The organism is Methanobrevibacter acididurans (assembly GCF_046197875.1).
GTDB lineage: Archaea > Methanobacteriota > Methanobacteria > Methanobacteriales > Methanobacteriaceae > Methanobrevibacter_A > Methanobrevibacter_A acididurans.
This window is the reverse complement of the sequence record NZ_CP166991.1, coordinates 684,939-704,411: the sequence shown is the minus strand read 5'-3', so window position 1 is coordinate 704,411 and position 19,473 is coordinate 684,939. Positions and strand designations below refer to the sequence as shown.

Annotated in this window: 22 protein-coding genes; 6 read left to right on the top strand and 16 right to left on the bottom strand. The window is 27.6% G+C overall.

Annotated elements, in window-relative coordinates; genetic code table 11:
* Window positions 1-15: 15 nt before the first annotated feature.
* A complete protein-coding gene (locus ACA135_RS03620) occupies window positions 16-390 on the top strand; it encodes a hypothetical protein (RefSeq protein WP_409198939.1) in 375 nt (124 codons plus the stop codon).
* A 53-nt stretch (window positions 391-443) separates the two neighbouring features.
* A complete protein-coding gene (gene uvrC / locus ACA135_RS03615) occupies window positions 444-2,237 on the top strand; it encodes an excinuclease ABC subunit UvrC (RefSeq protein WP_409198938.1) in 1,794 nt (597 codons plus the stop codon).
* A gap of 44 nt (window positions 2,238-2,281) precedes the next feature.
* On the opposite strand, the gene ACA135_RS03610 is transcribed toward uvrC, so the two are convergent.
* The 6 genes from ACA135_RS03610 to ACA135_RS03585 all read right to left on the bottom strand — a co-directional run bounded on the left by ACA135_RS03610 (window position 2,282) and on the right by ACA135_RS03585 (window position 5,217).
* On the bottom strand, window positions 2,282-3,112 hold the full coding sequence (locus tag ACA135_RS03610) for a sensor histidine kinase (protein ID WP_409198937.1): 831 nt from the start codon (window positions 3,110-3,112) through the stop codon (window positions 2,282-2,284).
* On the bottom strand, window positions 3,109-3,423 hold the full coding sequence (locus ACA135_RS03605) for a hypothetical protein (protein ID WP_409198936.1): 315 nt from the start codon (window positions 3,421-3,423) through the stop codon (window positions 3,109-3,111). The genes ACA135_RS03610 and ACA135_RS03605 overlap by 4 nt, the downstream gene beginning before the upstream one ends.
* Window positions 3,424-3,687: 264 nt before the next feature.
* Window positions 3,688-4,011, bottom strand: a complete 324-nt coding sequence (locus ACA135_RS03600) for a hypothetical protein (RefSeq protein ID WP_409198935.1) — start codon at window positions 4,009-4,011, stop codon at window positions 3,688-3,690.
* 42 nt (window positions 4,012-4,053) lie between these two features.
* A complete protein-coding gene (locus ACA135_RS03595) occupies window positions 4,054-4,179 on the bottom strand; it encodes a hypothetical protein (protein WP_409198934.1) in 126 nt (41 codons plus the stop codon).
* Complete coding sequence (locus ACA135_RS03590; protein WP_409198933.1) at window positions 4,163-4,330, bottom strand: hypothetical protein; 168 nt, start codon at window positions 4,328-4,330, stop codon at window positions 4,163-4,165. The genes ACA135_RS03595 and ACA135_RS03590 overlap by 17 nt, the downstream gene beginning before the upstream one ends.
* Window positions 4,331-4,440: 110 nt before the next feature.
* On the bottom strand, window positions 4,441-5,217 hold the full coding sequence (locus ACA135_RS03585; protein WP_409198932.1) for a PAS domain S-box protein: 777 nt from the start codon (window positions 5,215-5,217) through the stop codon (window positions 4,441-4,443).
* Window positions 5,218-5,364: 147 nt separating this feature from the next.
* Here ACA135_RS03585 and ACA135_RS03580 point away from each other — a divergent pair, with 147 nt between their 5' ends.
* Together ACA135_RS03580 and ACA135_RS03575 are read left to right on the top strand one after the other, a co-directional pair.
* Entirely contained in the window at window positions 5,365-6,102 is a 738-nt protein-coding gene (locus ACA135_RS03580; RefSeq protein WP_409198931.1) for a 4-phosphopantoate--beta-alanine ligase, read from the top strand.
* Between the two features lie 26 nt (window positions 6,103-6,128).
* Window positions 6,129-6,695, top strand: a complete 567-nt coding sequence (locus ACA135_RS03575; protein ID WP_409198930.1) for an AAA family ATPase — start codon at window positions 6,129-6,131, stop codon at window positions 6,693-6,695.
* A gap of 20 nt (window positions 6,696-6,715) precedes the next feature.
* On the opposite strand, the gene ACA135_RS03570 is transcribed toward ACA135_RS03575, so the two are convergent.
* The 5 genes from ACA135_RS03570 to ACA135_RS03550 form a co-directional block, all read right to left on the bottom strand.
* Complete coding sequence (locus tag ACA135_RS03570) at window positions 6,716-7,291, bottom strand: thymidylate kinase (protein ID WP_409198929.1); 576 nt, start codon at window positions 7,289-7,291, stop codon at window positions 6,716-6,718.
* A gap of 37 nt (window positions 7,292-7,328) precedes the next feature.
* On the bottom strand, window positions 7,329-8,000 hold the full coding sequence (locus tag ACA135_RS03565; RefSeq protein WP_409198928.1) for a diacylglycerol/polyprenol kinase family protein: 672 nt from the start codon (window positions 7,998-8,000) through the stop codon (window positions 7,329-7,331).
* A gap of 62 nt (window positions 8,001-8,062) precedes the next feature.
* Window positions 8,063-8,743: a TIGR00289 family protein gene (locus tag ACA135_RS03560; protein WP_409198927.1), complete on the bottom strand. Its 681-nt coding sequence runs from the start codon at window positions 8,741-8,743 to the stop codon at window positions 8,063-8,065.
* A 411-nt stretch (window positions 8,744-9,154) separates the two neighbouring features.
* Entirely contained in the window at window positions 9,155-9,940 is a 786-nt protein-coding gene (locus tag ACA135_RS03555; RefSeq protein ID WP_409198926.1) for a hypothetical protein, read from the bottom strand.
* Between the two features lie 233 nt (window positions 9,941-10,173).
* Window positions 10,174-11,775: a CTP synthase gene (locus ACA135_RS03550; RefSeq protein WP_409199084.1), complete on the bottom strand. Its 1,602-nt coding sequence runs from the start codon at window positions 11,773-11,775 to the stop codon at window positions 10,174-10,176.
* Window positions 11,776-12,128: 353 nt separating this feature from the next.
* On the opposite strand from ACA135_RS03550, the gene ACA135_RS03545 reads away from it, so the two are divergent.
* Together ACA135_RS03545 and ACA135_RS03540 are read left to right on the top strand one after the other, a co-directional pair.
* Window positions 12,129-12,683: a LemA family protein gene (locus tag ACA135_RS03545; protein WP_409198925.1), complete on the top strand. Its 555-nt coding sequence runs from the start codon at window positions 12,129-12,131 to the stop codon at window positions 12,681-12,683.
* 37 nt (window positions 12,684-12,720) lie between these two features.
* Complete coding sequence (locus tag ACA135_RS03540; protein WP_409198924.1) at window positions 12,721-14,520, top strand: DUF2207 domain-containing protein; 1,800 nt, start codon at window positions 12,721-12,723, stop codon at window positions 14,518-14,520.
* A 45-nt stretch (window positions 14,521-14,565) separates the two neighbouring features.
* Here the strand turns inward: ACA135_RS03540 and ACA135_RS03535 are convergent, their stop codons facing one another.
* From ACA135_RS03535 to ACA135_RS03515, 5 genes are all read right to left on the bottom strand, one after another.
* Window positions 14,566-15,783, bottom strand: coding sequence for a cofactor-independent phosphoglycerate mutase (locus tag ACA135_RS03535; RefSeq protein WP_409198923.1), 1,218 nt, complete (start codon window positions 15,781-15,783; stop codon window positions 14,566-14,568).
* A 95-nt stretch (window positions 15,784-15,878) separates the two neighbouring features.
* The gene (locus ACA135_RS03530; RefSeq protein WP_409198922.1) at window positions 15,879-16,898 is read right to left on the bottom strand and encodes a homoserine dehydrogenase; all 1,020 of its coding nucleotides are present in this window, start codon (window positions 16,896-16,898) and stop codon (window positions 15,879-15,881) included.
* Window positions 16,899-16,919: 21 nt separating this feature from the next.
* Window positions 16,920-17,405: an amino acid-binding protein gene (locus tag ACA135_RS03525; RefSeq protein ID WP_409198921.1), complete on the bottom strand. Its 486-nt coding sequence runs from the start codon at window positions 17,403-17,405 to the stop codon at window positions 16,920-16,922.
* A 90-nt stretch (window positions 17,406-17,495) separates the two neighbouring features.
* Entirely contained in the window at window positions 17,496-17,705 is a 210-nt protein-coding gene (gene gatC / locus ACA135_RS03520; RefSeq protein ID WP_409198920.1) for an Asp-tRNA(Asn) amidotransferase subunit GatC, read from the bottom strand.
* 181 nt (window positions 17,706-17,886) lie between these two features.
* Window positions 17,887-19,416, bottom strand: a complete 1,530-nt coding sequence (locus tag ACA135_RS03515; protein WP_409198919.1) for an asparagine synthetase B family protein — start codon at window positions 19,414-19,416, stop codon at window positions 17,887-17,889.
* Window positions 19,417-19,473: the final 57 nt, after the last annotated feature.

Genomic DNA, 19,473 nt, shown 5'->3' with positions numbered 1-19,473 from the left:
TGGAGGAATAATAAATTGAAACATATAAACGAAATAAAAGAAAAATTAAAAGAATTAAAAGAAGAGGAAGAAGAATTAGAAGATATGCTTTCTTACATTACAAATGGACATGAAGAACTTAAAACACAATTAAAAATAGATAAAATCCAAATAAACGCAATAGAAGAAGTATTAAACAAGTACAAAATGGATCCTGATATTGTAGCATACCTATTAAATGTGGAAACCACAATAAGAGATTTAAAAGAAAAAAGAAATACAGCTTCAACAGAAGACCATTCCAGTGAATTAAACAAACCAGATATGAATAATATTGATATTATAAATGAAACAATTTGGAAATTAGAACAAGAAAAAGATATACTTGAATGGGTAATGAGATCCAAATAAAAAAAATAAAAAAAATAAAAAAATAAAAAAAATAATTATCTAAAAAAAAATTTATGTCAACTAAAGTAAAATCAGCAGATGAACTTCCAACTAAACCTGGAATATACATCATGAAAAATGCTGATGAAAAAATAATATACATTGGAAAAGCAAAAAACCTTAAAAATAGGGTGAAATCCTATTTTAAAGAAAAAAAGGATAGACCAAAAACTACAGTTTTAATGAGTCACTTCCACAGTTTAGAGTATATTATAACCAATAGTGAAAAAGAAGCCCTAATACTAGAAGCTAATTTAATAAAAAAACACCGACCAAAATATAATATACGCTTAAAAGATGATAAAAGATATCCATATGCAAAATTAACCAATGAAGATTTCCCCCGCTTAGTCCTAACCCGCCACATTGGAAAAACAGGAACATATTACGGACCATTTACAGATGTTAGAAGTGTGAATGAAACTGTAAAACTATTAAAATCATTATTCAAAATAAGAACCTGTAAAAGAATGGATGGACCTTGCCTAAATTCCCAAATCAATTTATGTAATGCACCATGTGCAGGTAAAATAAGTAAAGAAGAATACAATGAAAATATAAGTAAAATAGACTTATTCTTCCAAGGAAAATATAATAAAATCCTAAAAACTTTAGAAGACGAAATGAAACAAGCAAGTAAAAATCAAGAATTCGAAAAAGCAGCAGTACTTAGAGACCAAATAAACAGCATACATGAAGTAATTGAAAAACAATTCGTAGAATTCATGGACGAAACAGATCAAGACATAATAGCAACCAGTCTAAAAGAAAATGCAACAATAGTTGTAGTAATGAGCATTAGAAACGGAAACATTATAGGAAGAGACGACTTCATAATGACAACCACTGAAGAAGACAGATCCGACGACATAATAAGTGCATTCATAAAACAATACTATGGAATAAACCGACATGTTCCAAAAGAAATACTAATTGAAGAAAACATTCCAGATAAAAAATTAATAGAAGACTGGTTAACAGATATTCGTGGAAACAAAGTCCATATTCACATACCCCAAAAAGGAACTAAATTAAGATTAGTCCGTATGGCAAGAAAAAATGCAGATATAATAAAAAATCAAAAAGAAAAAATGGACGATAGCTTAATCGAAGTTAAAAAATATTTAAAACTAGAAAAACTACCATTAGTAATCGAAGGATACGATATAAGTAATATCTCAGGAAAACTTGCAGTAGGAAGTAACGTAAGCTTCTTAAATGGAAAACCTAATAAAAAACAATATAGAATATTTAAAATGCAAACCCCAGGTCCAGATGATTATGGGATGATGAAAGAATTATTAACAAGAAGACTTAAAAAGATAGCAGAATATTATAATCAAGAAGAAAAAGAAAGAATACCATTAGAACCTGGAAGCATGCCTGATTTAATCTTAATAGATGGAGGTAAAGGACAATTACATGTAGCCTATGAAGTACTTGAGAAATATAATTTAACATTCATACCAATTATTGGACTAGCAAAAGAATTCGAAGAAATCTTCATACCAAAATCCAACATACCTATTAGAATTCCTGAAAACAATGAAGGATTACACCTACTTCAAAGAGTAAGAGATGAAGCACACCGTTTTGGTGTTACACATCACAGAAAATTACGTAGCAAAAAAATTACAGAATCCTCCCTAGACAATATTCCAGGAATAGGTAAAAAAAGAAAAATTAGCTTACTTAAAAATTTAGGAAGCATAGATGAAATTAAAAATGCAAGTGTAGAAGAACTAGCTAAAATAGATTTAATAAACCAAAATCTTGCAGAAACAATTTATAAACACTTCCACCCATAAAAAAGAAATCAATTTATAAAAACCATCCACCCATTAATAAAATCTTATTCTAATAAAAATTCAACCATATAAGCAGTTCCTGGACGATCTAAACGAGTAATACTACCATTGATTTGATTAACTAAACCACGTACAACAGTTAAACCTAAACTACTAGAATTTTCAGCATCTAAATCCTTTGGAGCACCTACACCATTATCTGCTAAAATTAAAGTAACCTTATTAGAAGAAGCATGAAGAATAATACTAAGTTTCCCATCTTCACCATTAGGGAAAGCATATTTAATAACATTAATAATCATTTCATTAATTATTAAACCTAAAGAAATTGCAGTATCCATACTTAATTCTAAATCATCCAATAAATAATTAATCTCAATATTTTCAACACCATATAAATCAAATAAGTAATTTACTTCAGTTTCAATATATTCTTTTATATTTATATGAGCTAAATCAGAAGATCTATAAATTTTTTCATGCATTAAAGCCATAGCATTAATACGATTTTTAGCAGATCCCAAAACCTGATCAGAATCATTAGGATGATAACGAGAATCTAAATTAATTAAACTAAGCATAATCTGAAGATTATTCTTCACTCTATGATGAACCTCTTTTAAAAGCATATTCTTCTCATCAACAAGCGTATTTAATTCCTTATTAATTTCCTCTAAATTCTCTTCATAAAGAAAAGATGTTGTAATATCTATTAAATTAATTTGTGCAGCAACACGATTTAAATAAGTTACAGGGAAAATAATAGATTTAATATAAACCTTATCCCCATTTGCATTTAAAAAGCAACGTTCATCTTCATGATAATAAATTTCCCTATTTAAAATTTTTTGTAAAATATCTTTAGGCTCTGTCAAAAATTTAGTTGATGATTTTGGTTTTTATTTTTTATGTTCCAAAATTCTAGTTTTAGTTTAAATCTGTTGATTAATCCGGTTTTTGTTTTCATTAGTCTTTTAATATGTTTTGGGAATACTTTTTGGAATATATTCTCGATTTTGTTACTCGTACGACTAATGTTAGTGTTTTTAATGTAATATGTTAAGTTTTTGAAGTAGGGGACTATGAATTTCCATAAGATTTTGAAAATTGGTTCAGGTAGGGTTTTTTGTTCTTTGATAAGTTGATCTCTTTTTGTTTTAGCTGTTTCTAAGTCTGGAGCATCCATAATATTGAAAATTTCATGTTTAAAACTTTTTACAGATTCAATATCTTCATAACTTAATTTGTTTTGTTTTAAGTAATCGTTTATGTCTCATGTTTATTTTTTGTTTTGTGTGAAACACACAGAATTGGTGTTTAAAACCTAATTTTCGTATGGGTTGACGATATTCATGTTTCAAATCAGTAACAATATATTTACGATCTTGATTGTAAGTAGATTCACTTAAAAACTTGTAAAATACTTTTTTCTGACTCAGAAGAGGCTAAATCATAGGAATACAATAGTATTACTATGTAGGTCGAATAAGGCCAAAAGATAATTCCACGTGCTGTTAATTTTAACCCACAAAGCATCAAACAAGTAATAACCAGAAAAACTATAAAAACCATTATCAAAATCATATTCAAAGCCCAATAAAATGTTTTCAACACTTTGATAAGAAATATCCACATTATGGATTTCTTTTAACCTGTGCATGATTTTACAAATACTATCACCACCAATACTATAGGATTTAAAGATAAAATCAATCACTGGCTTAGTAATATTCCGATTAACCTCAACTATAGATGACAAATCAGCACTAAACACATTACCACATCTAATGCATTTATATCTTTGAACTTTACAAGTTTAATTCCCTAAGTTCATGAAAATCAATTCACGTTCCATTTTACCATCTTTAACATTGTGGTGAGACCCACACACTGGACAAACAGCAACACTATTGCTAAAAATTATTTCACCATTTTTTTTCAAGACGAATCAATTCAGGACTCATATCCTGACACCCAACTAACTTTTTAGACACACCAAATCTAAAACCAGAAAACTCTTCACAAAAATAGTAAAGTTTAAATTGTATAGGCTCCATAGTATAACATGGAACTTTTATTTTTTTATTAGTCATATAAATATATTAGCTCCACTTAATATATTAAATTTACTATTTCTAAATCATAATTAAAGCCATAAAAAAGCTTAAAAAAATTATGAGTCAAAATATTTCAAAAAATAAAATCAACTAAGTTTTTGACAGAGCCTATCTTTACGCTCAGATAAACTCATGTTTAAAGAATTTTTAGTAGAAAAATTATAAGGCTTACCAACAATATCTTCTTTTTTAAAACCAAACAATTCTAAGTAAGCATCATTTACTTCTACAACCATCCCCTCTTGAATAATAATTAAAGGTGTTGTAGATTCATTAAAAATATGCTGAATCCTTTTCATATAATGAAAATCTGAAATAGCATCAACCATCTGCACTAAATAATCTTTATATCTAGATAAACGATAATTAGCATCAAATAATAACTCCTCATTAAAAAATAGTATTAATTTAAAGTTATTCATCCTATTTAAATTATAAGAATTATTATATATTTCAAAAAGACCTAATTCTTTAAATTTTGGGAAAATAATTTTTAAAGGTTTATTAAGGATTTGATTAGTGTTTAAAAATCCTAAATTAAGAAAGAAACGAAAACTAATATCTGAAAGATAAGAAATAGTATAATCCTCCCCATTATCATAAGGTTTAAAAACATCAACCCCATATTTTAAAGAAGTGATAAGTTCAGATAAATCATTTAGCGAGGAATCAAATTCACATTCAACATTACTAGTTTCTACAAAAAATTCATCTAAAGTAAAAGTAACAAAATTGATTATATGATTTTTATAATCAGTTAAAGCTAAACAATATGAATCCTCACCATAATTTGCAAATTTTTCAGAATATTTTTCTTTAAAAGAATCCTCAAATATATGATTAATACTTCCTATAGTTTTCAATTTTAACAAACCCATTATACAATTGTTTCCTAAATTCAAAAATATAATTATAATTTATTAAATTCCAATTATTTATAATATTTCATTTAAAAAAAATTTTATATAATATAAATTTTTATAAATAAAAAAAACATAAATTATAATATTATGATTCCTAAAAATCATCCAAGATATGAATCCCTCGTTTTAAGAGATAAAATTAAAAATGCATTTAAAGAAGGTTACCTTGCTGATTCAGGTATGATAGCTCATGGAAGAGGAGAAACATTCGATTACCTTTTAGGTGAAAAAACTTGTCCTCCTGCAGAAGAAGCTATGAAAGTAGCAGTATGTAAATTATTACTAGCAAAAAACCCTGTACTCTCAGTTAATGGTAACACAACAGCATTAGTTATAGATGAAATAATTGATTTAGCTACCCAATTAGAATGTAAAATCGAGCTTAACTTATTCTATCGTAGTGAAGAACGTGTGCAAATTATTGAAAAAATGTTTAAAGAACATGGATGGGATGATATCCTTGGAACTAACACAAGTGAATTATTAAATATTGATGGAATAACAAATCCCCGATCAACTGCTTCACCTGAAGGCATTTACACTTCCGATGTGGTTTTAGTCCCATTAGAAGATGGGGATCGTGCAGAAATACTTGTTGAACATGGAAAAGAAATCATCACAATAGATTTAAATCCACTATCACGAACTGCTCAAATGAGTACAGTTACAATAGTGGACAATATTGTACGAGCAATTCCATACATGACAAAACTAGCTAAAGAATATAAAAACTATGAAACTAAAGATTTAGAAAAAATCATAAAAGATTTTAATAATAAAGAAAACTTAAAAAAATCATTAGATGAATTTAAAATAAAACAATAAACAAAAAGTAAAAATAAGTGATACAAATGAAAGTAATTGGAATCTCAGGACTACCTGGCTCAGGAAAAAGTTTCATTTCAAAATATTCTATAGAAAAAGGTTACCTTGTAACAAATATGGGTGATGTTATACGAGAAGAAGCAAAAAAACGGGGCGAAGATACAGGAACAACAGCAACTAATCTCAGATTAGAACATGGACAATATGTTGTAGCAAAATTCACAATAAACAAAGTTAAAGAATTAATAGAAACATGTCCAGATAACGAAAATTTAATAATAGTTGAAGGAATAAGAAGCCCATTTGAAGTAGAACTGTTTAAAGACGCATTCCCAGATTTCACATTAATATCAGTCTTTGCAAGCCCCCTAACAAGATTTAACCGTATAAGTAAAAGAGGACGTGGAGACGATACACAAGACATTAACAGTTTCAGATTACGTGACAAAAGAGAATTAGAATTCGGAATAGGTAATGTGATTGCAACAAGTGATTATATCATAGTAAACGAATCAACATTTGAAGAATACAACAATAAAATAGACACATTTTTTGATAAAATCTTAAATCATGAAACAATTTACTTACAATAACATTTTTACACTATTTTTTTTTAATTTAACTTTTTATAATCCACAGTCTTAATAGTATTATCAATTTCATTAAAAACTTCTTCAACACTATTATCTGCAGGGATAACATTCCAATTATAAATCACATTAGAAATTTTTTGACGTGTTTCATGTAAACTATCATAATTTTCAAACATTTCAGTTTCCTCTCCTCTTGAATCCATACGTTTTAAAGATTCATTAGGAGAAACATCTAAAAAGAACATATAATCACTAGTAGGTAAAATAACACAAACAATTTTATAAATAAACAAACCAACAAGTCCAGGAAGATAAGAAACAGCCAAAGTGTAACGAGTGAAAATAACAGTCTCAGCAGTACCATAATATTTAATAAGAGAATGAATCACATCTAAACCATAAAAAACTGTAGCTTTTAACTTATTTAATTCACCCCGGCCAAGTAATGCTTCTTTACTCTTTCGACCAAAAACAGTGTCCTTTGAAGGATGAGAACGTAAAACACAAGACCCCTTTTTACTATACTTTTTATAAAGTAAATGTGATTGAGTATCCTTACCAGATCCATCTAATCCATCCACAACTATAAATCTCATCTGAAAACACACCTTTAACTAAAATAATTTTTTTCCATCATAATAATACAGTTAATATCCAATAAAGTATTCCTGTTGATAATGGAACCATAATATTATCTAAACCTTTAGGACTAACACTTTCAACAAATGTTGCAATTAATGCAATTAAAACTAAACTAAACACATTAAAACTTGGAACACTAGCACCAACTAATAAATAAAATCCAACAATAACTAAACTAGACACTATAATAGCACAAAACATTCCCACAGAACCTTCCAATGTTTTATCATCACCTGTGAGATTATAAATATGCTTACCATACATTCCACCTATAACACTAGCAAAACCATCACCATAAGACATAGCACCAATACTTAAAGCAACAATACCAAGATTATTAGGGAATATAATTAAAAGAATTGTCCAAATAAATGCATAATAGAATAATCCAAGATTATGACCAGAACGAGTTGTTCCACTATTCATAATTTGAATTGGAGAATAATCTGTCATTAAAAACAATACTATTGCAATTGGTAAAGTAACAAAAATTGCCATTACAAGATTACTACTATAAAATGGCATTATAAATATTAAATTACCCATCATTATATGTAAAAATTTTCGTGAAAAAACAGATTCACTATTAAAAACTTTCTCTGAAATGAAAAATACAATTCCTACATAAACAAATGTGATTATCCATAAAAATATATCATACATATAATTAAACTTATTATTTAATATAGTATTTAAAAATTTATAAAAAAAGAATTGAATAAAAATTATTTATCTTCAAGTTCAGCATCAATTATATTATAAGTCCCATTATCAACATGCCAATCATTTACAGCTTCTAAAATTTTAATTCTCTTTTTAAAGATAGGACCATCAAGGACAAATGTTTCAGCTTCACCACCTTCAAAAGCTAAATTAATCCTACACTCCTTATTAACCTGTTTTAAATCCTCTAAAACTTCAGTTGTGATGTGTTTTCCAAGCCAAGATTCATTTAAACCATAAGCAAATACTCCACAAATTATTACATCAAATCCTTCACTTATAACAAGATTCATATATTCTTCAGGATCCATATGCCAATAAGGATTAATACAATCTAAACCAACTTCACTTGTTAATTTATCTATCCTAGATTTTTGGTATTGGCTGAATAAAGCACCAGTATAAACTGCTTCCACACCAAGATTTTTAAGTTTAATTAATTCTTTTTTCAAATCAACCAATTCTTCTTCTTTAACTCCTGAACTTTTACCTTGAATAAGAGGTATTCCTACAGCTTCACTAATAAGACTTGTTAAATCAATATTGGGAACATGGAACATGTAAGATTCTGGATTTTTACTTTTCATACTAAGTAAATATAATACTTCATCCCCATGCTTCAATGAATAATTTAAAGCCATTGTACTATCTTTTCCACCACTAAATAATATTGCAGATTTCATAAAAAACATTAATCCTATTAAATTCTTAATTAATAATATTAATTTTATATAAAATAGTATAAAAATTTTTTATAAATAAAATAGATTTTAATCTAAAAAAAATAGTTTAAGGGTTTTTCTGACCCTGAAAAAAAATCATTTATTTATTATTTACTCATTTTTAAAATTTTTAAGGTAGATTTTATTTTACAAAACATCCTTTTAGAAAATGAAAAAAATAAACATCTATGAAATATTTATTTAAACATATTACCATTTCTTCATAGATGACACTTATAGTATCTCTTATTAGTTTTAAATCTTCTGCGATTAAAACTAGAAAATATTAACTAAATTAAATTTAAAAAAAAAGATTAAAAATGAGGATTATAATTTAATCCCCCAAAAAAAATAAGAATTTATTAAAAGGTACTAACGCCACTTAATATTACCTAAAAATCTTCTAATTGGATCTATATACACTCCAAGTAATGTTACAAATCCGCCAAGAATTGCACAAAATAGGACTACTACTGTAGAAGATGGCATATTATTTTGAGCATTAGCTATTGAATCATGTACAGGACCATTAACATCACTTACAACAATATTATCCTTAGATAATTCAGTTGTAATATGTTGCACACTACCAGCTTGAGCATCAACTTGTAATTCAATTACAGCATAACTATAAGAAACACCATAATCAGAGAATAATCTTTCTTTTAAAGTTTTAAGATTATGTGTAAGATTATTATTAGTGAAATTTACATTAATTATGCCTGCTTTATTATCAAAACTCCAATTACTTAAATTAGCATTCATATACATAATATTTTTATCTAAACTAGCCGAAGTATTGTCCGAGAAAGGTTGAGTGTGAATTAAAATTCCTTTACTTGAAACATTATTCACTCCATCCATTTGTTCAATATTAGATTTTACTTGATTAATATTTGCTGAAGATGGAAGTTCAATTGTCATTATTTCATGACCACCATCAACAATTTGTGTTAAAGTTCCTACTGCTTGAGGATAACCTTGCAAGGTTGGTGTGATGAAAAAAGCTCCACCAACAACTCCCAAAATCACTCCTATAATAATCACTAATCCTATTTCTTTTTTCTTAATTAATGGAGTTAACATTCCCATTGAAAAACTAAAAATCAAAATTACAATAAATAATATGATTAGTATAGCTGCTGTTATAATATCCATAATAATTTATCCCAAAAAATATTTTTATTAATATTAATTAAATTGTTTTAAAAAAATTCATACTGAATATGTTATTATATTTCAGTACAAGTTTATTACTAATAATTATTAATACAAGTAGTTTATAAAGTTTATCCATATTAGAACAAAATATATTGGAAAAAAAGTGAAAAATCAAGACATATAATAAGAAAAATAAGATAAAAATGAATAAAAAAAAATTATTTTAAAATTTAATTTTGACGATAATTATTTGCAGCATCAACAAATGAAACAAATAAAGGATGAGGTCTATTAGGTCTAGATTTAAATTCTGGATGGAATTGACAACCAACAAACCATGGATGATCTTTAACTTCTATAATTTCAACAAGAAAATCATCAGGAGTAGTACCAGAAATAGTCACACCTAAACTTTCTAATTTATCCCTATAATCATTATTAAATTCAAATCTATGACGATGTCTTTCTTTAACTTCAGGAACATTATAAGCTTCAGAAGTTTTAGTATCTGGAACTAATTTACAATCATATTGACCTAAACGCATAGTTCCACCCATATTCTTAACTTTCTTTTGCTCTTCCATCATATCTATAACAGGATAAGGTGTTTCAGCATCAAATTCAGTACTATTAGCATCAGTTAAACCATTTCGACGAGCAATCTCAATAATCATACATTGCATTCCAAGACAAATACCAAAAATAGGCACATTATTATCTAATGCATAATCAACAGCTTCAAGTTTACCTTTAAGACCACGTTCACCAAATCCACCTGGAACAAGAATACCATCTAAATGTTTTAACTCATTTTTATTTAACTCATCAACATCACTAGAGAAGTATTCAATATTCATTTTAACACCTACTTCAGCAGCTGCATGATGTAATGATTCACGAATACTAATATATGCATCTTCATATTCAACATATTTACCTACAATACCAATAGTAACAACAGGACTTCGAATTTTTAATTTATCCACAACTTCAGCCCATTCATTAAGTTTATTAGGATTAGTGTCTATTCCAAGATTTAAACGATTATTTATAAAGTTCCCAACATCAAAATTATTTAAAACTAATGGAACTTCATAAATACTATCAGCATCAGGTGTATGAACTACTGCATCATATCCCACATCACAGAAATGTGCAATTTTCATACGTAAAGCATCATCTATAGGTTTAGGACTACGTGTAACAATCATATCTGGATTAATACCCATACTACGTAATTCTTTAGTAGAATGTTGAGTAGGTTTAGTTTTAAATTCTTTAGCAGCATCTAGATATGGTACAAATGTTACATGAGTAAACATAACATTTTCAAAACCTTCCTCATTACGTAATTGTCTTAAAGCTTCAAGGAATGGTTGAGATTCAATATCACCAACAGTACCTCCAAGTTCGACCATTAAAACATCATAATTACCTTCAGCTGCAACTTCACGAATCATAGATTTAATTTGATCAGTGATATGTGGAATAATTTGTACACAAGCACCTAAAAATTCACCTTTACGTTCTTTCTCAATAACCGCACTGTAAACTTTACCGGTAGTAATATTAGAAACACCAGGTAACTCCACATCAAGGAATCTTTCATAATGACCTAAATCTAAATCTGTTTCCATCCCATCATAAGTTACAAAAACTTCACCATGTTGGTAAGGATTTAATGTTCCAGAATCCCAATTAAGATAAGGATCTATCTTAATTGCAGCAACTTTCAAACCAAATGAACGTAAAAGACGTCCTATACTTGCAGAGGTTATTCCTTTTCCAATAGAACTAACAACTCCACCAGTTATACAAATATATTTTGTCAGATTAATACTCTCCCAATTTTATAAAATTATAAAGTAAATTTATTTTCTAAATTAATTGATAAAAATTATTAATAATATATCTATTTGATTTAATTAATATATTATACCTTATGCTAAAAAGATAATTTAAGTAATTCATTTATAAACACCAAATGAATATTCGTGAAAAAATTTTTAGAAAAAAAATAAAAAAATTAACAAAAAGTAAACAAAACAAGAATAAAATTAAAATTGTATAATGTAATTAATCATAAATAATAAATTTAATTAAAAATAAGAAAAAATTAAGGATAAAAATATAAATAGTTTAAAGTTTATAAAAATAAGCATAAATAAAAGGAGTATGAAAATTTATGTCATGGATATTAATAATTCTAGTAGTAATAATCCTCATTATAATCATATACTTAATTTCAACTTATAATGGATTAATTAATGCTAGAAACCGAGTAAAAAATAGTTGGAGTCAAATAGATGTACAACTTAAAAGAAGAATGGACTTAATTCCAAACTTAGTTGAAACCGTAAAAGGTTACGCAAGTCACGAAAAAACAGTCCTTGAAGATGTAACCAATGCTAGATCATCTTTAATGAATGCAAATGGTGTTGAAGAAACAAGTACAGCTAATAATCAATTAAGTGGAGCTTTAAAATCATTATTTGCAGTTGCAGAAAATTATCCTGATTTAAAAGCAAATACTAATTTCCAAAAATTACAAGACCAATTAGCAGAAACTGAAGATAAAATAGCATACAGCAGACAATTCTATAATGATACTGTATTAATGTACAATAATAAATGCCAAATGTTCCCAAGTAATATAATTGCTAACATGTTCCACTTCCAAGAAGAAGAATTCTTTGATGCACCAGAAGAAGCTGAAACTGTACCTAAAGTAGAATTCTAAAAGAACTTAAATAATAAATTATTTTTAAGGGTAAAATATGAAAATTAATAAAAAAATATTCGCATGTTTAATACTTTCAATATTCTTACTTTCAACCCTATCAGTTGCTTTTGCAGAAGATGATGATAAAGAGTACAGTATAAGTCAAGCTTTACTTGATTTAACCGTGCAAAACAATGGAATGTTACACATCCAAGAAACATACCACTACATATTTAGTGGAACTTACAATGGAGTATACCGAGACATACCACTAAAAAGTGGTGAAAGCATAGAAAACCTGAATATAACAACAGACGGAGCATACAATAAATACACAATAACTAATGAATCTGGCACAGAACATATAAAAATTTATTTATATAGTGATGCTGCAAAAACAGAACCTATCTCAGATACAGATGTTGATGTGCATATAAATTATGATTTTAAAAATGTTGTAACCATCTATAAAGATACTGCATCATTACAGTACAAATTATGGGGAGATCAATGGGATGTAGATGTAGGTCAAGTCATAACAACCATACATTTACCTTCAAATACCGGTAACCAATACTGGTTAAATCCACCACAATTTAATCAAACAAGTAGTATGACTGGTAACACAATACAATCTACAACTACAAGTATACCTAGTGGAGATTTCTTTGAATTACAAGTAACAATGCCATTAAAAGACTTTTCAAATGCAGTTAATGCAAAACATGAAAATCGTAATGGTTTAAATGAAATCATGAAAACACAAGAAGATTATAAAAGTAGTACTGAATTTTATAATAACCTATTCTTAATAATTGGAATTCTATGTTGCATAAGTCCACTTGCACCTATAGGAGTATACTTAAAATATGGTAGAGAACCAAAAATCAACTACAATGGAATATATGAAAGAGAACTACCTACCAAAGACCCTCCAGCAATGATTAATGCTTTAATAGAAAATAGTAGTAATATCGGAACCCCTGATATGAAAGGTTTCGAAGCAACAATCATGGATTTAATTGATAGGAAAATCTTAAAATTAACAGTAGAAAATACAGATAAACCAGATAAAAAGAACTTATACTTAACCGTGAACAATGATAAAGCAGATAACTTAGATACTCACGAAAAAGATATTATAAATATTTTCAAAACCTTCTCAGACGATAATGGAACTTTAAGTTTAAACGATTTCCAAGATACATTAAGTAATAGAGAAAACGGTGAATGGTTTAAAGAAAAATATGAATTATGGCAAGAAGATTTCGCTTTCCAATATTTAAATGAGGACAAATTGAAAAAAATCTTTATAAATACTGGTTCCACAATATTTACATTTATTGGAATTGGAGGAATCATTTTATCTATCTTTATTGCTGCAATGGCACTATTAAGTACTATTCCAACTGCTACTTATTCCCTTGTTGGTGCAATAATAATTTTTATTACATCAATTATTTGTTTAATACTACCAGATGATGTTGGTGGTAGATGGACTGAAAATGGAAAAGAATTCCATGACAAATGGAAAAATTTCAAAAAATTCTTAAATGACAATAGTTTAATGAAGGAACATCCTCCAGAATCTATTGAAATTTGGAATCAATACCTTGTATATGCAGCTGCTTTAGGAGTTGCTGATAAAGTACATAAGGTTATGAAAATGGAATACTATGATAATTCAAGTTATGATCCATATTATAATGATACTTATATGTTCCATTCTTATGGTGGTTTCTTATTAATGGATTCAGCATTCAACACTGGTATGTCAACTGCTAATGCTACTGATAGTGATGGTGGTTTTGATATAGGTGGAGGATCTGGAGGTGGAGGTGGAGGAGCATTCTAAATGCTCTTTTACTTTTACTTTTTTTTCTAAATTTTTTACTTTTTTTTACCAAGTATTATTTAATAAATTTTTAATTAAATCACAACCAATATTAGAAGTTCCAAGAGAACCTTCACTATTAGTTTTTTCACTAAATACTTTAACATTATCCTTATTATCTTCATTAATACTTGAATAAACTGTAATTGGCACTAAATCTCTACTATGAGTTTTAAGTGGAACTGGTGTTGGATGATCTGGTAAAACAACTACTTTATAATCCCCATATTTTGGTAATTCTTTTAAGATTTTACCTAAAATGATTTTATCAATTCTTTCAATAGCTTTAATTTTTTCATCAATATCTGCAGCATGTCCTGCTTCATCAGGAGCTTCAACATGAATTATAACTAAATCATTATCTTTAAGTGCATTACATGCATATTCTGCTTTAGCTTCATAATCAGTGTCAAAGTATCCAGTTGCACCAGGAACATCAACTTTATTTAATTTAGTAAAAATAGCAAGCCCTTTCAATAAGTCTACCCCAGTTATTACTGCAGCATCTATATTATATAAATCTTTAAATGCAGGCATACTAGGTTTAGTTCCTTGACCCCATAACCAAATCATATTTGCAGGATTCTTACCTTCACTTACTCGTTTAAGATTTACTGGATGGTTTTTAAGTACTTCTTTAGATTCAAACATTATATCTTTAATAGTTTTACCATAACTTGTATCAAAATCAAGGTATTTATTAAAATCTTCATCCACTATATCGTGAGGTGCAGGTATTTCAAGTTTACTGGTGTTTATATCATGATAAACAAATAAATGTCTGTAACTTAAACCATGATGCCAAAAACCTTTAAAATCAGGGTATTTATCTTTAAAATGTTTATTTAATGCTTCCATTAATTCAGTTGCTTCTTCAGTACTTATATGTCCACTTGTAAAGTCAACAATTTTACCATCTTTTTCAGTAATTAAATTACAACGGAAAACAACATCTCCATCAACAGTTTCTATTCCTTGATTAGCAGCTTCTATTGGTCCTCGACCTGTATAATATTTATGTGGATCATAACCAAAAATACTCATATTAGCCACATCAGAGCCTACAGGTAAATTTTTAGGTGCATTTATTGTAAGTCCTGAGCATCCTTTTTCTGCAAGTTTATCCATATTTGGTTTTTTAGCTACTTCTAATGGTGTGTGATTGTTTAGTTCTGGTAATGGGTAATCACTCATACCATCACCTATCATTATTACATATTTCAAAATAATACACTTCCCTTTATAATAATTTAAAAAAAAAAAAGAATGTTAAAAAAGAATAATAATTAAAATTTTTTTAAATTAAAAAAATAATTTTTTTAATTTTTTGTTCTAAGAATTGTTATTAAATCAGTCATCATAGCAGATGCTGTTTCAAGTGATCCTGCACCTTTACCTACAGTTGTGACTTCATCAGCTAAATCTGTTTTAAGTGTTGCCATATTTAATGTTCCATTTAAATCATAACTACTTCCTTGTTTAACTAATCTTGGAGAAACTTTTAAAGTTTTTGGAGAAACTTCAGTTATGAGTTTAATTAAATATCCATTTTCTTTAGCTAATGATACGGCTTCACTGGTTATATTGCTGATTCCTTCAACTTCAACATCACTATATGTTGCAGGTTGACCTAACACACTATTAGATAATATTACAGCTTTACATGCAGCATCTATACCTTCAACATCCTGTGTAGGATTAGTTTCAGCTATACCTAACATTTGAGATTCTTTTAAAGTATCAGGGTAACTTGAACCTTCACTAGTCATACGTGAAAGAATATAATTAGTTGTACCATTTAATATTCCAATTATACTAATAATTTGATTACCACTTAATGCATCTTTAGCATAATTAATTATAGGCATTGCCCCACCAACACTAGCTTCAAATTTAAACATTACATTATTTGCTTTAGCAGCATCATCTAATTCTTTATAATTTAAAGCTAAATGTCCTTTGTTACTTGTTACTACATCTTTTCCTTGTGAAAAAGCTTTTAATGTTAATGTTCTTGCAGGTTCACCATCATCAATATTAGTTGGAGTACATTCCATAAGAACATCATAATCCACATTATCTAATACATCAGTATCGGTATTTGTGGTTCCACAATTAGGACATTGCCCTAATTTACCTTTTTCGCTTTTTGTTTTAAGTAATTCTTCAACATTTAAACCATCTGGATTTATTGCTGAAGAACAAGAATCTGCAACTGCTACAATTTTAAGGTTGATTCCTAAAGTTTCTAGGATTTTATCTTTTTCCATCTTTATTGCTTTTACAATACCTTGACCTACAGATCCAAATCCCATTACAATTATTTTACATTCATCCATCAATGTCAACCCCTAAATCTTTTAGACCTCATTTATTACAAGTAAATCTTTTTCTTTAGCTATTTCTTGGACTTTTTTAAATGTTGTTTCTTTTTGTCCAATATCTGATTCAATTGTAATCATTGCTGAGGATTTATATTCTTTATCTAATTTTATATCTAATCCAACAACCCAAACACCATCTAAGACATTTATTCTATCAAGAGTGTCTCTTACATCAGTATCTATAACATCTCCAATGAGGATTGTGCTGATTCTTTGTTTTAAAATCACATCATCTTTTTCTAAAATGTTTATTCCCATTTCATCAAATTTATCTAAAACTGCATTAAGGTTATTTCTTTCTCCTTCAATTGTGATTTGTACAGGAATATAACCTTTTTCATTTTTAACTTTTCTTTGGTGAATGATTGTGACTAAATTTGCTCCTAAATCACCTATTGGTGATAAGACTGATACTAATTGTCCCGGAACATCTTGGATTTCTAAGACTAAATTCATTCTCATAATTACCACATCATAATTTTTTTATTAATTAATTTTAAAAGTAAGGAATAAAAAAGTCATCTTAAATAAAAAAAAATATTAAAATTTTTTTTATACCCAGTCTGCTTTTTTAACTACTACATTACCATCTTTATCTGTTTTAGTGTTTCTAACAATTCTAGCACTATCTTGTGGATGTGCTTCATCTTTTCTTTCTAAATTTAAATTATCCGTAATATAGTAAGTTTCTTCAAGATCTGGAATAGTATCTAAAGATTTAGAGAAATTTTCTAAAATCTTTTCTGCATCTTTTTCTATCATTTATTGTTTCTCCATTTTTTTAATAAATTTATTAAATGTTTTATATTAATAATAAAATATGTTTTTTTATATTTATAAAAGTTTTTAAAAGGAATAGAATTAAAAATAAATAAATAATTTAAGTTTTCTAAAAAATTATATATTAAAAAAAAATTTTAAATTGAAGATATATATTCTATGGTTAATTTATTAATTCATTTTTAAAATCATTTAAAATTTTATCAAAATCTACTTTTTTACTAGTCTGCTTTTTTAAGATTTTATCTATTCCAGAACCGTATTGTGCTGCTTTTTTAGGACGTTGTGCGTACTCTTTAGGTACTCCATATTTTTCTGCTGCCTCTCTTAGAATATGTTTTTTAAGTTTATCTTCAGAATCAAAGATTTTATATTTTGAAGGTATTGTCATTGCAAGTTTTATAAGTTCATAATCAAGGTAAGGGACTCTTAGTTCTACCCCATTTGCCATACATGCTGCATCATCACGTTCAAGGTTTACATTATAAATGTTTTCAATATCATTAGTTAATTCATTATTTAATCCTTGATAATCCTGTTTTTTTATATGTTTCATGTATCGATTGTATCCTGCAAATAGTTCATCTGCTCCTTGACCTGAAAGTGCAACTTTTATTTTATCTTGTTTTATCATATAAGATGCAAAAAATATTGTCATACCTACGCCTAATTTCATAGGATTAGTACTTTCAATACTTTTTATAACATCCCCAATACTATTTTCTACTTCTTGGGGTCGAATTAATTGAATTTTTAATGGTAAATCTAAAGTGGATGCTAATTTTTTACTATATTCTAAGTCTTTACTTCCAATATTCCCTACAGTATATAAGGTTACTTTTAAACCTGTTTTCAAACTAATTTTTTTTAAGATATATGCAAGAAATGCACTATCTACTCCACCGGAAAAGATTAAACCTACTTCAGATAAGTTCATAACTCTTTTATATACACTTTCATATAAAGTATTAGTTAATTGGTTCATGTAATCTTCATATGAAGCTTCATTACTTGTAATAGTTTTAAATAAATCATTAACTTCTATGATTTCATCATTATATAATATACATCCTGGTTTTAAGGTATTAATACTTGTTATTCCTGCTGCCCATAATGCTTTACGTTCAGAGGCAAAGCCCATAATTTTTTCTTCTAATTTTGTTCCATAATATAATGGTTTTACTCCAACAGGATCTCTAGCTAGTATTAAGTTAGTATCATCTGTTATTGCAAAAGAATAATCTCCATCAATAATTTTTAGTGTTTCTATTATTGCAGTTTTAAGATTCCCACTAGTATTTTTTTTATTAATGATTAAATCTAAGAGTAAATGACTATCAGAACGTGTTTTTTCTTCATTTCCAATTTTTTTTATGATTTCAGGGTAATTGTAGATTTCACCATTAAATATGAGTGTTAAGTTATCTTTTTTAATTGGTTGTGTGTTTATTTTAATTGCATCTTCAGGGTTTTTAACACTTGGGAATATGGAGAGGAGATTTTGTCCAAGTCCAATATTATAAGTCTGATTTTTTAAGTTTACTAGGTTTTGAGAGTTTGTTTTGAGTAATGATTCTTTATTGTTTGTTAAATAGATTCCTGATGCATCTGGGCCTCTATGTTGTGTTGTTTTCATCATTTTTCTTAATGTTTCTATTTTGATGTTTCCTTTTAATCCTATTATTGAGCACATGTAAATTTTTCCTTTGAAAAAAGTTTTTTTATATTTGTTTAGTATTTATTGATGGGA